The following is a 14,155-nucleotide window of genomic DNA, read 5'->3' as shown; positions in this document are numbered from 1 at the left end:
TCCGGACTGACCTCGCAGGCGTCTGTCGCCAGGATCCTCTACGCGATGGGTCGCGACGGCATCATGCCGCGCAAGGTGTTCGGGCATGTCTCGGTGCGCTTCGCGACGCCGACCTTCGCCATCCTGGTGGTGTCGGTGATCTCGCTCGTCGCGCTGTGGATCGACCTGGGCTTTCTGGCCTCGATCGTGAGTTTCGGCGCGTTGATCGCCTTCTCGGCGGTGAACCTGACCGTCATCAAGCACTACTTCGTCGACGAGGGCGAGAAGAACGTCCTCAACAACCTGGTGCTGCCAGGGATCGGCTTCATCCTGACGGTGTGGCTGTGGACCAGTCTGTCCTGGCTGACGCTCCAAGTCGGGCTCATCTGGTTGGCAATCGGCCTCGCCTGGCTGCTCATCGTGACCCGCGGCTTCCAGCGCCCGACGCCGGTGCTGGCCATCGAGGAGTAGCTGCGGAATCCGTGGTGACGCGTTCAATGCACGTCACGAAGGTACCGATCTGACCCCCAGGCGACGTCTTGAGTTTGCTGCCGACGGGGCTGCCAACGAAATGCGTCGTCATCGGAGGCAGTTGGGTGGAAATTGCCAAAGAATAAGACTTTTTTGCTGTTTGCGAATGTCTGTACGTGGTGCGGATTCCGTTGTACCTTCCCAATACGTCGAGTTCACGGCGACCCTTAACAGTTCTCGAATCCAGGGGGTCACGATGACACCCATCGGAACATGCCGGCTATATCGTCCGGATCCCACCTTCATCGGCGTCGGTGAGAAGTGGGGCAAGGCCAGCGTGATGGCAGCCCTCGAGCCGGCGGTCGTCGTGTCGGTCCGCGGCGAGGTCGACGCAAGCAATGCCACGCAGCTGGCGAATTACGTGGAGCGGCACGTCGCGATCGCGGCAGCCCTCGTCATCGACACCAGTGCGGTCGACTTCTTCGGAACCCCAGCCTTGGCCGTCCTATACAAGGTCGACCGCTGTTGCGCGGCCAGCGGGGTGGGCTGGCGGCTGGTCGCGGGCCCAGCGCTGCGGCGGGTCATGCGGGTCTGCGGCGCGAGGGATCTGCCGGAAGCCGAGAACCTGGAATCGGCGCTTCGGCAGCTGGGGCTGGACCGCTCGTCAGCCGTCGGTTGACGGCCAGGCCCTCGCGGCCATCGTCAGCCCCGCTACCAGTGCCGAAGTGGGAGCGCACAATCCGTCGTCACCGGCCGGACCGCTGCGCGGACTGATTCCTCGCACCCTCGGCGTCAATTCGAGTTGAGCCCCGCCGTCGCGCGCGCGGTTGACCGGGTTGTCCGGGTGCAGTCCGCGCAGTTCGCGGGGGATGGCGTCGAGATCGGTGATCACCTGATAGCCCGGCACCGAGACGTGCGCGGCCAAATGCGTGGCCAACGCGCGGTTTCCGCCGCCCGCCAACAGTTGCATGGTGCGGCCGACGCGGCCGTAGCCGTGCAGTGACACCACGACGTCGACGTGGTCGAGGAATTCGTCGAGGCGTTCGGACTCGCCCGCCCGGTACGCCGAGGACGACAGGTGGTGGGGGTAGTGATCGGGGTGCTGCACGACGTACACCGACGCGTCGGCGGCCAGCGCCACCCGCTGGGCGATGACGTCGGTCATCTTCTCCAGCCCGCCGCCGTGGATGGCGAGGAAGCCGAAGCGCGAGCGCAGCGTGCTGGACTCGACAATCTCGGGGTCGGTCAGAAGCTCTGAAAGCGTCTGTGGCGCAGGCAAGTTCGTCGGCGCCAACTGTCTTGGCCAGTTTGCCGGGTCCCATCGCCGGAGGTACTCCAGCCACCGCGGTGGCAGTCCGTGGTGGGCGGCGCCGTCGATGATCCGCTCCAGATAGCCCGGCCGAGGGGCACCGGCTTCCACGCGATGGTCGACGTAGACCCAGGCCTCGGCGGGCCCGTCGTCGGTCTGCACCGTCAACCTGTCGCGGCGGTAGCGCACCGGAACGCCCTCGGCACTGTCGAGGACGGTCAGGTCGCGATCGCTGATCTGCCACAGGACGCCATGCACCTGCCCTCCGTCGAGGGCTTCCACGGTCGCGACGCCGCGCTCGTTGATGAGCCAGTCGTGGTCGGCGAGGGTCGCAGGCCGGGGGTCGGTGGCGTCGGGGCAGCGTCGCGCCATCTGCGTCACGTCCAGGTTCGACCCGTACGCGAAGTATGGCTGCATTCAGCCGGTAATCGTCAGATAGATCAGGACCACGTTGAGAACGATAATGACCCCGGCGACGGTCCAACCGAGCGCGGTGGTGACGCGGTGGTTGACGTCGTTGCCCATCAGCGCCCGGTTACTGGTCAGGCGGACCAGTGGCACCAGCGCGAAGGGTATGCCGAACGACAGCACTACCTGCGACAAGACCAATGCCCGGCTGGGATCGACACCGATCGCGAGGATGACGAGCGCCGGAATCAGGGTGACGAGCCTGCGAAGCAGCAGAGGGTAGGACTTGCGGATCAGACCCTGCATGATCATCGCGCCCGCGTAGGCGCCGACGGAGGTCGACGCGAGTCCCGACGCCAACAGTCCGATCGCGAAGAACAGCGCGACGGTGTGGCCCAACGTGCTCTGCACCGCGGAGTACGCGCCCTCGATGGAGTCGGTGTTCTCCATGCCCTGAAGATTGGTGGCCGCGACGAGCAGCATGGCGAGGTTCACCGCACCAGCGACGAGCATGGCCAGGCAGACGTCATACCGGGTGATCTGCAGCAGGCGGCGCCGCGGCGCGCCGGCTTCGGGTTGGCCGTGGCGGTCGCGCGCCAACCCCGAGTGCAGGTAGACGGCGTGCGGCATGACCGTGGCGCCGAGCATCGCCGTCGCGAGCAGGATGCTCTCGGCGCCGGCGAAATGCGGTACCAGGCCGCCGATCACGTCACCTGCCGATGGTGGCTGGACGAACAGGCTCGTCAGGAAGCCGACGGCGATGACGAGCAGCAGGCCGGTGATGACGCGCTCGAACACGCGCTGGCCGCGACGGCTTTGCACCGCGAGAAGCAGCAGCGACACCACGCCGGTGATGACGCCACCGATCAGCAGGGGCAGGTCGAACAGCAGGTACAGCGCGATCGCGCCGCCCACTACCTCCGCGAGATCCGTTGCCATGGCGACTAATTCGGCCTGAAGCCAGTAGGCGATCCGGGTGCTGGTTCGACTGTTGTCGGCGACCGCCTCGGGCAGCGTGCGTCCGGTGACGAGCCCGAGCTTGGCCGAAAGGTACTGCACCAGGCCGGCCATGACGTTCGCGACCAGGATGACCCACACCAGGAGGAAGCCGTACTGAGCACCCGCGCTGACGTTCGCCGCGACGTTGCCGGGGTCGACGTAGGCAATGGCCGCTACGAACGCGGGACCCATCAACACCACGGCGCGCGTCGGCGTCTTGCTCGCGATCGACAACTCCGTCCTCTCTATCCGGTACGACGAATAGAAAAGTTAGGCTAGCCGAAACCTCGCGCTCAGGCCAGTGCGACGGCCCGATCGGTGTCTACCAGGGGAACCCGACGGCGAAGCCGCCGTACGGCCACCACGCGTTGTCGTTCATCGCGGGCGGCGACGTCGTGATCTGCGAGTGCCCAGGAGTTTCGCACTGCGTCGTCGTCGGGCCGGTGTTGATGCAGTGCGGCGCGGCTGCCGCGGTTGGTGCCAGTAGCACGGCGCCCGCAACTCCAGTCGCCGCGAAAGCCATTGTCAGGTAACGCATTTCACTCTCCGTATCCGGATCGTCTACCGGTGGCCACCGCCACCACCGCCGCCGTGGCCGCCGGATCCGTCGTCGCCCATGATCAGGGCAGGTCCGTAGAACTCGTCGTCCCAGGGGTAGAGGTAGGTGGGTACGTCGGGAGCCGCGGCCGTGATCTGCACGTTGCCCGGCGTCTGGCACTCGGTGGTGCTGGTGCCGGTGTCTCCGACGGCGCCGGCGGTCGTGCAGGCGGGCAGATTGGATACTTCGTTCGGGTCGGCTGATGCCGTGGGCGCGACGCCAACGGCCACCACCGCGCCAGCCGAGGCGATCAAACCGATGAGATACCGCGTCCGCATGGCAGGCCCTTCGTTACGGTGACTGCTAGTCAACGCCCAGCGTACAGCCCTTTTCCGGTGACGAGTGGCAAGTCAAGCGTCGTGCAAATCCCCGCTGGCGCGGCGACCACCTCGGGAATCGCGTTGACCACTCGGGCCGCTGTCGCCACCAGGCCCGCGTGATTGTGATCGCCGACGGCACTGCTCAGGCAGAGGTCCAAGGCGTAGGACGGTTCGCCGGTGATCTCGATGCGGTACGAGCCGCCGTCCTGCGCGGGCTGAGGCCAGTCCGGGCACAGGTCGTCGCGGGTCCGGGTGACGTGCTCGAGCACCACGACGGGCTTACCGCCGAGCATGCCGCGCACCTCGAAGCGCAGGGCTGCCGCGGTGCCCTTGGCGATGAGCCCCGACGCGATGTTGAAGTCCTCCGGCGCAGGTTCGCGAACGTAGGTCTCGGCGACTTCGTCCAAGGTGATGCCGAGCCCAGCCGCGAGCTGCCGGACCACCGAACCCCACGCGAGGCTCAGCACTCCGGGCTGCAGCAGCATCGGGATCTCGTCGAGGGGCTTGCCGAAGCCCATCACGTCGAACATCACGGTCGCGCTGTCGTAGGTGTCGTAGTTGATGATCTCCATGCAGCGGATCTGCTCGATGCGCTGACAGGTGCCCGCCAATGCCATCGGGAGGAGGTCGTTGGCGAAGCCGGGGTCGATGCCATTGACGAACAGGCTGGACTTGCCCGCCAGGGCCGCGTCCTCGATGGGCGCGATCATCTCCTCGGGCAGCGTGCCCCACGGGTACTGCAGGAACACTGCGGCGCTGGCCACCACGTTGATGCCCGCCGCCAGGATGCGGCGATAGTCCTCGAGCGCCTCGACGAGTCGGTTGTCGGCCATCGCCGTATAGACCACGCACTCGGGCTCGGCGGCCAGAATCTCGTCGAGGTTGGTTGTCGCGGTGATTCCGGTCGAAACCTCAAGGCCAGCAAGCTCTCCCGCGTCCCTTCCTTGCTTGGCGTCCGAGGAGACCCAGACCCCGGTGAGCTCGAATCGGGAATCTTCGATCAGTTGTCTCAGGGCATGCCTGCCGACGTTGCCGGTGCCGATCGCGGCGACTCTCGTGGCCATGGGTGCGTCCTCACAGATCCGGGATGGGGAAGCCGAAATTCGGGTAGGTGATGCCGCCGTCGACCTCGAGCGTCTTACCGGTCAGGTAGCTGCCCGCGGGGGACGCGAGATAGACGGCGGCCGCGGCGATGTCGAGTGGATCGCCGAGCCGCTTCATCGGCGTGGCCTCTTCCATCGGCTTCCTGAGCTCGTCGTTGCTCGCCAGGATGTCCAGTGCCGAGGTGAGGATCGAGCCGGGCGCGATGGCGTTGACGCGAATCCGCGGCGCGAGGTCAAGGGCGGACAGCCGGGTGTAGTGCGCGAGTGCGGCCTTGGCAGTGCCGTAGGCGGCGAACCCGCGACCTGCGACGCGGCCCATGGTCGAGGTGATGTTGATGATGCTGCCGCCACCGGAGTGCTTCAACATCAACGGGACCGCGGCCGTCGTGAGCGCGTGGGCCGTCGTCACGTTGAAGGTGAAGGCGTCGCGGAGATCCTTCGTCGACGTGTTCAGCAGTGGCGAGGGCATGGTGCCGCCGACGTTGTTGACGACGATGTCTAGTTTGCCGAACGCCTCGACGGCCACGTCGGCGAGCTTGGCGGTCTCCTCGGGATGCGCCAGGTCGGCGACCACGACGTGCGCGCGACGCCCGGTGCCGCGAATCTGCTCGGCTACCTCGTCGAGTTGCGACTGTGTGCGGGCGGCTATCACCACGTCAGCGCCCGCTTCCGCGAATGCCAGCGCCATCGCCGCGCCGAGTCCGCGGCCCGCACCGGTGACGACGGCAACCTGATCAACGAGTTTGAATCTGTCGAGAATCACGTTCGCAGACACTACTAGAACACGTTCTAGTTTGGTGCGAAATCATGATCCGACATGCGGCGCCTAGCCGAACGGGACCCCGGCCCGGCACAGCACGTTGGCGTAGAAGGTGTCCTCGCCGGTGCGGACGGCGAAGGCGGCGTCGAGAACCGCCGCCTTGAACTGCGCGTGCTCGATCGGCTCGGGTTCCAGGCCGAGATCGACCAGATGCTGGTGCACGTGCGGGCTGACGGTCAGCACGTCCCGGGACACCCAGCTGTGCTCGACCACCACTTCGCGCAGCACGGTCGTCGTGACGTCGGCGAACGTCGCCTGCCCGTAGCGGTAACCGAGATCTACGCACGGCATGTCCCGCGACAGCGGCAGACCCGAGTCGCAGATGACGAACGTGTCGGTATGCCTCAGCGCGGCGAGGTGGCGGGCCAATTCGGCGTGGATGATTCCGTCGCGTTTCACGAATACGTCTCCTGGATTGCCTTCGTCAGGGTCGGCAGGTCTGGATAGGAGTCCTGCGCGCCGGCGCCGCGCACCGCGAGGGACCCCGCGGTGACGCCCCACTGGCACGCCCGGATCAACGTGTCCCCGGCGCTCAAGCGGGCTGCGACGACGCCGGCGAACGCATCACCTGCGCCAGTGGTGTCCACGACGTCGGATGGGGGTGCGGCGAGAACCGTTGTGACGCCATCGGAATCGGTGACGATCGCGCCCGCGGCGCCTCGGGTGGTGACGACGGCACCGACGCCGCGGTCCCGAAGTGTCGCATGCGCCAACGTGATGTCGTCGTCGGCGCAGACATCCACGTTCGCCACGACGGCGAGCTCGTGCTCGTTGACGATCAACACGTCGCACCGGGCCAGCAGTTCCGGCGGCAGCGCCGCGGCGGGCGCCGCATTCAACAGAAACAGTCCGTGCGTCCGTTCTGCTGCGGCACTCACGATCTCGATGGGAATCTCCAGCTGTGCCAACACCACTGAGGCCGCGTCGACGATCGAGGGCAGGAGCCCGCGCGGCCATCGAGCGTTTGCACCGGGGACCACGATGATCGTGTTGTCCCGCTCGGCCACGGTGATCCACGCGGTCCCGGTGGGATCGGACGCAACCGCCACCACGTGCGACGTCTGGACCCCGCGCTCGGCGAGCCGCTGTCTGGCAGCCGTCCCTTCTGCGTCGTCGCCGATGCTGCCGACCATCGCCACCGTCGCTCCCGCCAGTGCGGCGGCGACCGCCTGATTTGCGCCCTTGCCGCCAATCGACGAGTTCACCGACGAACCCATGATCGTCTCCCCGGGTCTGGGAAACGCCTGCGCGGTGACGGTGTGGTCCACGTTGATCGAGCCGACGACGACGACGGACGGTTCGGGATCAGCCATCGGCATCACCGGCGGTGTCACCCGGGATGGCACCGGTGATCAGCCCGACGAGCTCTCCGCCGCTGGTCTCGTGCATGTGTCTCCTGGCCGCGGTGCGCCCGCGGCGCAGCACCCACGCGCTGTCAGCCACCCGCATGACCTGATCCATGTCGTGGCTGACGAGCAGGACGGTGACACCGTTCGATCGGAGTCGCCCGATCAGCGTCTCGACGGCTGCCGTCTCCCGTACGCCAAGCGCCGCAGTTGGTTCGTCCATGATGACGAGTGTCTTACCCCAGTTGGCGGCACGGGCGATGGCGACGCTTTGACGTTGTCCGCCAGACATCCTGCGAACTGTGGCGCGGACGTTGGGCACGTTGACGTCCAGATCGGCGAGGATCGTTGCGCTCCTTGCGATCATCTGCTTCTTGTCCAACACCCGAAGGGGGACCACACCGCGAGTCAGCTCACGATTCAGGTACAGGTTCTGCCAGACCTGGAGGTCTTCGATCAGGCCGAGATCCTGAAACACGGTCTCGATTCCGAGGTGCCTGGCATCGTCGGGGGACCCGAGCTTGATTCGTTCACCACGGAACAGAATCTCACCGTCGTCGGGTGCGTGCACTCCGGTGAGGCAGCGCACCAGGGTGGACTTGCCCGCCCCGTTGTCGCCGAGCAGTGCGGTGACGGTGCCTTGGGAGATCGACAGGTTCACCCCCTGTAGCGCGTGAACGGCATCGAAGGACTTCGTGATTCCACGTAGTTCGACGAGGGTGGTTTCGGCGATCTGGTCGGTCACGTCACTCACTTCTGGAACCCTCATTTCTGGAACCGGGAGATGAACGCGGCACCGAGCACCACGGCTCCGACGGCCACCGGCTGGTAGTTCTGCGAGATGCCGATGAGCGTGAAGCCGTTGATGAGACTGGTCAGCAACACCGCGCCGACTGCGGAGCCAAGCACCGAGGCTCGTCCACCGAACAGGCTGGAGCCGCCGAGCACGACGGCCGCGATCGAGGACAGCAGGAGATCGGTCTGCAAGCTTGGATCGGCGCCGCCGGTGCGGGCAACCAGCAGGATGCCTGCGACGCCGCACGCCAAGCCCGACAGGACGTAGGCCAGCAACCTCGAGCGCGCGACATTGATGCCCGTTCCGCGGGCGGCGTCGAGATTGCCACCGGTGGCCAGCAGGTGGGTACCCGTCTTCGTGGCGAAGAGCAGGAACGCCGTCAGTACCGCTGCGATGATGGCCACCAGCCAGAACCACCGCACCGGACCAATACCGTCGAGTGCCAGTCCCTGGAGAAACGGCGACGACACCGCGACAGTGTTGCCTCCGGTGAGCAGCAGGGTGGCGCCACTGACCACGGACAACGAGCCCAACGTGACGATGAAGTCGGTCATGTTGAGGCGGGCCACCAACAGCCCATTGACAAGGCCGACCACGCCTCCGGCGATCAGTGCCAGGAGCATCGAGACCCCAAGGCCGGCGCCATGGGTGTAGGCGAAGCCGAGAGTCGCTGCGGCCCAAGGCAAATTCGAGCCCACCGACAGGTCGATACCGGCCACTGCGATGACCAGCTGCTGACCCATCGCCAACACCATCAGGATGGAGGCGGACACCAGCAGGTCCGTCAGATTGGCGACGGTGAGGAAGTGCGGGGTCGCGATGAAGAAGATGACGAACACGACGACCAAGCCGATCGGGGCGGCGTAGCGAGCCGCCGCCCCGATCGACAGGCTGGGCTTTCGGATCACCCCGGCAGGGCGTGCCTGAGTTGCGGCAGTCATCACTTCCCGCCGGTGATCGGGTTCTCGTACGGCTCGTACGGCTGCGGGAACGCTGCCAGCGCGCGGTCGACGTTCGACTTGTCGATCAGCTTGATCGGCGCCACCACACGGTCTGGAACGGGCTTCTTGGCTGCCAGATTCACACACGCCTGAACGGCTAGCTGCCCCTCTGCGTACGGATACTGGCTGATGGTGCCCGAGAGCGTGCCGTCCTTGACCGCCTGCAGCGCCGCCGTGATGCCGTCGACGGAGATGATGGAGACCGAACCGGACTTGCCTGCGTTCTTGACCGCCTGCGCGGCGCCGAGTCCCATGGTGTCGTTCGCTGCGAAGATGCCAGTGACGTCCGGGTGGGCCCGCAGCAGGTCACCGGTGACCGTGAGCGCCAGGTTCTGGTCGTAGTCGGCGGGCTGCGTCGCGACGATCTGCAGCTTGCCCTGCGTCGCGTCGGTGAATCCCTTGAGCCGGTTGATGCCGTTCTGCTCGCCGGCGATTCCTTGCAGCACGACGACTTCGCCCTTACCGCCCATGTCCGCCATCAGGGCCTCGCCGGCCTGCTGGCCCGCCGAGAGGTTGTCCGAGCCGATGAACGATGCGTAGGACACGCCAGCCGCCTTCGACGCGTCGGCGTCGATCTGGGTGTCGAGGTTGAGGATCGGAATGTTCTTCTTGGCCACCGGCACCAGCGGCGTGATGACATTGGTGGCGTTTACCGGCACGACTCCGAAGCAGTCGTAGTCCTGCGCGGCCAGCGTCGAGATCTTGGTGTTCTCACCCGTTGAGTCGGTCTCGGAGCTACCCGCCTGCACGGTGACCTCGACGCCTTGCTTCTTCCCTTCGGCGATCGCACCGTCACGCAGGGCCGCCCAGTACGGATTGGTGAAGTCTCGCGTGACGATCGCTATGCGCGGTCCGCTACTGGTGTCGTTCCCGCTGGGCGCGCGATTGCAACCAACCGCGGTGAGCGCCAGGCTCCCACACACGAGTGCGGTGAGGGCGACGCGACATTGCGTAGCCGTCAGGGAATTTCTCATGGTGTTCCTTTCAGGTCGGCGTCGCCACTTTGGAGACTGCCGGATTCGGGTTGGGGCGCTCATCGCCCCTCCGTGACATCGTCGGGAGCGGGGCCACACGACCCGCGGTGGACGAGGTGGCACGCGGGGTAGGCACTCTGTGCCGTCTCACCGCTCAGCAGGGCAAGCATCGCGTCGACCGCGGCGCCCGCCAAGGCGGCGATCGGCTGCGCAACGGAAGTCAGCGGGGGATCGAACAGATCGAACCACGGCGCATCGTCGAAGCCGACGAGCGAAACATCCTGCGGCACACGTAGGCCAGCGGCGCGTAGACCCTTGAGCGCGCCGACGGCCATCAATCCGTCGGCGGCGAAGATCGCCGTCGGCGGTCGTCGGCGGGCCAGTAGTCGTTGCACTGCCCTGGCTCCGCTGTCTTGCCGGAAGTCGCCTTCTACCACGGTGATTCCGCGCGCGGGCACTCCACGTCGCGTTAGGGCCTTGCGCAGAACGTCTCGTCGTTCCTGACCTACTTGGGTCTGCAGCGGCGGGGCGATGATGCCGATCCGCCGGTGCCGGAGCCCGGTCAGCAATTCTCCGACTTCGTCGAGCGCAGCCCGTGCATCGCTGCGTACGACAGGGCACTTTGCGAGTTGCCTGGCGGCATTGCCGCGACCGGTCACCTCGACGGGACGGTCCAGCAGAACCATTCGTGCCCCGTCGGCGCCGGCCTGGCGCAGCCCGGGAGTCATCGCCGCGGTCGGCACCACGATCATTCCGTCGACTTGGCGCCCGGCGTGCAGGCTGGAGAGATATTCGTCTTGACGATCCGGGTCCTCGTCGCTGTTGCACAACACGATCGAGTACGCGCGTTTGGCAGCAGCTCGTTGGATTTCGCCGGCCAGTTCCGCGAAGAACGGGTTGGCCACGTCGCTGACGACCAAGCCGATGGTGCGGGTCGAGTCCGTGCGCAGGGCCCGTGCGCCGACGTGCGGCCGGAACCCCATCTCACGCGCTGCCTGTTCGACCTTGGCCCTGGTGGCCGGTGAGATCCGAGTGCTGCCGGACAGGGCCAACGACACGGTGGCCGCCGAGACGCCCACCCGCTGCGCCACGTCCTGCATCCGAACCGTCACCTCGATTCGACCTCCGCCGTTCAATCGATTAACCCGTTTAATCGATTAACTAATGTGGCACAGATCTCATTGGGGGTCAACCACTAGCGAAGTGCCGGATTACTTCTTGGCGGGAGCCTTCTTGGCAGCGGCCTTCTTCGCCGGCGCCTTCTTGGCGGGCGCGGCCTTCTTCGCGGGAGCCTTACTGGCTGGCTCCTTGGCCGCCGAGCCGGACTTGCGCGCCTGCACGCTGGCCTCGAGTTTGGCCAACAGGTCCGAGACGTCGTCGGTCGCGTCGAGATCCTCGGCGGGTTGTTCCTCGACCGCGAAGGCCTCGCCGCCGTCGATCTTCGCCTGGATCAGTTCCATCATCTCGACGCGATAGTTGTCCGTGAACGCCTCGGGGTGGAAGTCGTCGGTCATCGACTCGACGACCTGGCCCGCCATCTTCAGCTCGGCGGGCTTGACGTCGACCTTCTGATCGAGCACCGGGAAGTCGGGGTCGCGGATCTCGTCGGGCCACAGCAGCGTGTGCACGACCATGACTTCGCGCTTGCCGAACTCCTTGACGCGCAACGCCGCCAGCCGTGTCTTGCTGCGCAACGCGAAGTGCACGATCGCGACGCGGTCGGTCTTGGCGAGGGTCTCCGCCAGCAGCACATAGGACTTCGACGACTTGGAGTCGGGCTCGAGGAAGTAGCTCTTGTCGTACATCAACGGGTCGATCTGGTCGGCGGGCACGAACTCGACCACTTCGATCTCGCGGCTGCGTTCCTCGGGCATCGTGGCGATGTCCTCGTCGGTGATGATGACGGTCTGGCCGTCTTCGGATTCGTACGACTTTGCGATGTCGCGGTATTCGACGACCTCGCCGCACACCTCGCAGACCCGCTTGTAGCGGATGCGCCCGTTGTCCTTCTCGTGGACCTGGTGAAACTTGATGTCATGGTCTTCGGTGGCGCTGTAGACCTTGACCGGCACGTTCACCAGGCCGAAGGCGACCGATCCCTTCCAGATGGAACGCATGACCCAGTATGGCTCACAGGTTCGATCCCGTTCGTAGAGCGGCGCGATCCGGCAAGTCTGCGCCCGCGCGGGCGACGGTCACGGCGGACGCCAGCGTCGCGGCGCCCAGTACCCCCTCCAACGTGTCGACGTCGATGCGGGCCAGCTCCGCGCGACGGTCGGCGCCCAGCAGATCCAACGACCACAGGGCGTCGATCAGCCCGGTCATGAACGAGTCGCCTGCGCCCACCGTGTCGATCACCTGGACCGGGCGCGCCGCGACGTGCACGGTGCCCGCCGCGCATATCGCGAAGGCTCCCTGCCCTCCCATGGTCACCGCCACGATCGACGGGCCGAGGGACTGCCACACCGACGCGATCTGTTCCGGCGTGCGGGTTGGGTCGATCCAGCGCAGGTCTTCGTCGCTGGCCTTGACGACGTCGGACTTCTCGATGAGCCGATCGATGCGGCCGATGGCCTGCTCGCGGTCGGTGATCAGAGCCGGCCGAACATTCGGGTCGAACGTGATGGTTGCGGCCACTCGGTAGGCGTCGAGCAGGGCGGCCGTCGCCAGGCAGCCGGGATCCAGGAATCCCGCGATCGAACCGGTGTGGGCGATTAGCGGGGGACCCACTTCGGGAGTTCCCGTCAGCTGCCAGTCGATGTCGAATGTGTATGTCGCCGAGCCAGTTTCGTCGATCTTCGCGGCCGCCGTCGGCGTGCGGGCGGCGGTGATGCTGCCGGGCACCAGCCGAACCCCGGATGCCTCCACGTAGTCGACGATGCGACGTCCGCGTTCGTCGTCCGCGATGTGGGTGAGGAAATCCACGTCGCGATCGAGCCGGCCAAGGCCGACCGCGACGTTGAGCGGACTTCCGCCGACGTGCTCGGCGGGCGCCTGGCCCTGGCGTTGGACGATGTCAATCAGCGCCTCGCCGATCACCAAAGCGCGGGACGTCACGACGCTGGACTTTGCGTTGCGGACGGGTGAATCAGCGCCTCCAACGTGGCGCGGGCGCCGTCGCGGTGCAAGGAGTCCAGCGCCCACAGGTAGGCCTCGACGAAGCGCGGCTGCTCGGCGAGATCGCCGAATACGGAGGTGTTCTCGATGAAGGCCCTCGGGTTCTCGAGTTGCGACTTGGCGATCGGCACCAACGATTCGGCAAGCTGATCCTGCACGTCGATGGGTTCGCCCTGCTCGTCGACGCCCTCGGCGTAGCGGGCCCAGCTGGCGACGGTGGCCGCGGATAGCCTGACCGGTTCCCCGGATGCCAGGTTCTCCCTGATGACGGGGATCAGCCACTGGGGGATCCGGTCCGACGAGCCGAAGCAAAGCCGGACGATGGTGTCGCGCACGCCAGGGTTGGCGAAGCGCTCGATCGCCGTCTGCTTGTATTGCGGCAGATCGATTCCCGGGACGGGCATGAGCGTCGGTGTTGCCTCCGAATCCATGTACTCGAGCAGGAACTCGGCGAACAACGGGTCGCCCGCGGCGTCGTGCACCAGCCGGTAGCCAGCCAGATACGCGAAGTAGCAAAGGGCTTGGTGGCCGGCGTTGAGCAGCCGCAGCTTCATCAGCTCATAGGGTGTGACGTCATCGACGAGCAGCACGTCGGCCTCTTCATAGGGCGGCCGTCCGTCGGAGAAGTCGTCGTCGAGCACCCAGGCGGTGAAGGGCTCGGCGGCGACGGGCCACTGGTCATCGACCTTGAACTCCGTCGATAGGTTCTCGATCACGTCTGGCGCGGTGACCGGCGTGATCCGGTCGACCATCGAGTTGGGGAACTTGGTGTTGGCCTTCATCCAGTCGGCCAGCTCGGGTTGGGTTCGCTCCGCGTAAGCGGTGAACGCCTCGCGAGCGACGTGGCCGTTGCCCTCGATGTTGTCGCACGACACGATGGTCGGTGACGGCAGGCCGCGGTCCTTTCGACGCGC

Annotated in this window: 17 protein-coding genes; 2 read left to right on the top strand and 15 right to left on the bottom strand. The window is 66.3% G+C overall.

Features of this window, described 5'->3' with window-relative positions:
* Positions 1-450: amino acid permease (locus QOD90_RS19205; protein ID WP_526352419.1), on the top strand; the 450-nt coding region annotated here is incomplete at its 5' end.
* Positions 451-706: 256 nt separating this feature from the next.
* Positions 707-1,129 carry an STAS domain-containing protein gene (locus QOD90_RS19200; protein WP_526352418.1) on the top strand — a complete coding sequence of 141 codons (423 nt, stop codon included), beginning with the start codon at positions 707-709 and terminating at the stop codon, positions 1,127-1,129.
* On the opposite strand, the gene QOD90_RS19195 is transcribed toward QOD90_RS19200, so the two are convergent.
* From QOD90_RS19195 to QOD90_RS19125, 15 genes are all read right to left on the bottom strand, one after another.
* Complete coding sequence (locus QOD90_RS19195; RefSeq protein ID WP_526352417.1) at positions 1,115-2,176, bottom strand: poly-gamma-glutamate hydrolase family protein; 1,062 nt, start codon at positions 2,174-2,176, stop codon at positions 1,115-1,117. The two genes, QOD90_RS19200 and QOD90_RS19195, sit on opposite strands and share 15 nt — an antisense overlap.
* Complete coding sequence (locus QOD90_RS19190) at positions 2,177-3,358, bottom strand: Nramp family divalent metal transporter (protein ID WP_526352420.1); 1,182 nt, start codon at positions 3,356-3,358, stop codon at positions 2,177-2,179. It lies immediately after the preceding gene.
* Positions 3,359-3,488: 130 nt separating this feature from the next.
* On the bottom strand, positions 3,489-3,704 hold the full coding sequence (locus QOD90_RS19185; RefSeq protein WP_526352416.1) for a hypothetical protein: 216 nt from the start codon (positions 3,702-3,704) through the stop codon (positions 3,489-3,491).
* Positions 3,705-3,727: 23 nt separating this feature from the next.
* Positions 3,728-4,042, bottom strand: coding sequence for a hypothetical protein (locus tag QOD90_RS19180; protein WP_526352415.1), 315 nt, complete (start codon positions 4,040-4,042; stop codon positions 3,728-3,730).
* Positions 4,043-4,071: 29 nt separating this feature from the next.
* Positions 4,072-5,148, bottom strand: a complete 1,077-nt coding sequence (locus QOD90_RS19175) for an NAD(P)H-dependent amine dehydrogenase family protein (protein WP_526352414.1) — start codon at positions 5,146-5,148, stop codon at positions 4,072-4,074.
* Positions 5,149-5,158: 10 nt separating this feature from the next.
* Positions 5,159-5,950, bottom strand: coding sequence for an SDR family oxidoreductase (locus tag QOD90_RS19170; RefSeq protein WP_526352413.1), 792 nt, complete (start codon positions 5,948-5,950; stop codon positions 5,159-5,161).
* Between the two features lie 63 nt (positions 5,951-6,013).
* Positions 6,014-6,406 carry a D-ribose pyranase gene (rbsD, locus tag QOD90_RS19165; protein WP_526352412.1) on the bottom strand — a complete coding sequence of 131 codons (393 nt, stop codon included), beginning with the start codon at positions 6,404-6,406 and terminating at the stop codon, positions 6,014-6,016.
* On the bottom strand, positions 6,403-7,320 hold the full coding sequence (locus QOD90_RS19160) for a ribokinase (protein ID WP_526352411.1): 918 nt from the start codon (positions 7,318-7,320) through the stop codon (positions 6,403-6,405). The genes rbsD and QOD90_RS19160 overlap by 4 nt, the downstream gene beginning before the upstream one ends.
* Positions 7,313-8,107 (bottom strand): ATP-binding cassette domain-containing protein, encoded by a 795-nt coding sequence (locus QOD90_RS19155; protein ID WP_526352410.1) that lies wholly within the window; start codon positions 8,105-8,107, stop codon positions 7,313-7,315. Before QOD90_RS19155 ends, QOD90_RS19160 begins: the two co-directional genes overlap by 8 nt.
* Positions 8,108-8,118: 11 nt before the next feature.
* Positions 8,119-9,090 (bottom strand): ABC transporter permease, encoded by a 972-nt coding sequence (locus tag QOD90_RS19150; RefSeq protein ID WP_526352409.1) that lies wholly within the window; start codon positions 9,088-9,090, stop codon positions 8,119-8,121.
* Positions 9,090-10,124 carry a sugar ABC transporter substrate-binding protein gene (locus tag QOD90_RS19145; protein WP_526352408.1) on the bottom strand — a complete coding sequence of 345 codons (1,035 nt, stop codon included), beginning with the start codon at positions 10,122-10,124 and terminating at the stop codon, positions 9,090-9,092. Before QOD90_RS19145 ends, QOD90_RS19150 begins: the two co-directional genes overlap by 1 nt.
* Before the next feature lie 59 nt (positions 10,125-10,183).
* Positions 10,184-11,224: a LacI family DNA-binding transcriptional regulator gene (locus QOD90_RS19140; RefSeq protein ID WP_526352407.1), complete on the bottom strand. Its 1,041-nt coding sequence runs from the start codon at positions 11,222-11,224 to the stop codon at positions 10,184-10,186.
* A gap of 111 nt (positions 11,225-11,335) precedes the next feature.
* Positions 11,336-12,241 carry a non-homologous end joining protein Ku gene (gene ku / locus QOD90_RS19135; protein ID WP_526352406.1) on the bottom strand — a complete coding sequence of 302 codons (906 nt, stop codon included), beginning with the start codon at positions 12,239-12,241 and terminating at the stop codon, positions 11,336-11,338.
* Between the two features lie 13 nt (positions 12,242-12,254).
* Positions 12,255-13,181: a carbohydrate kinase family protein gene (locus QOD90_RS19130; protein ID WP_526352405.1), complete on the bottom strand. Its 927-nt coding sequence runs from the start codon at positions 13,179-13,181 to the stop codon at positions 12,255-12,257.
* On the bottom strand, positions 13,178-14,155 hold a 978-nt coding region (locus QOD90_RS19125), incomplete at its 5' end, for a mannitol dehydrogenase family protein (protein WP_526352404.1). The genes QOD90_RS19130 and QOD90_RS19125, both read right to left, overlap by 4 nt.

The organism is Mycobacterium sp., from assembly GCF_032161845.1.
In the GTDB taxonomy this organism is placed as follows: domain Bacteria; phylum Actinomycetota; class Actinomycetes; order Mycobacteriales; family Mycobacteriaceae; genus Mycobacterium.
The sequence above is the reverse complement of the archived record's forward strand: the minus strand, read 5'-3'. Positions and strand labels throughout refer to the sequence as shown.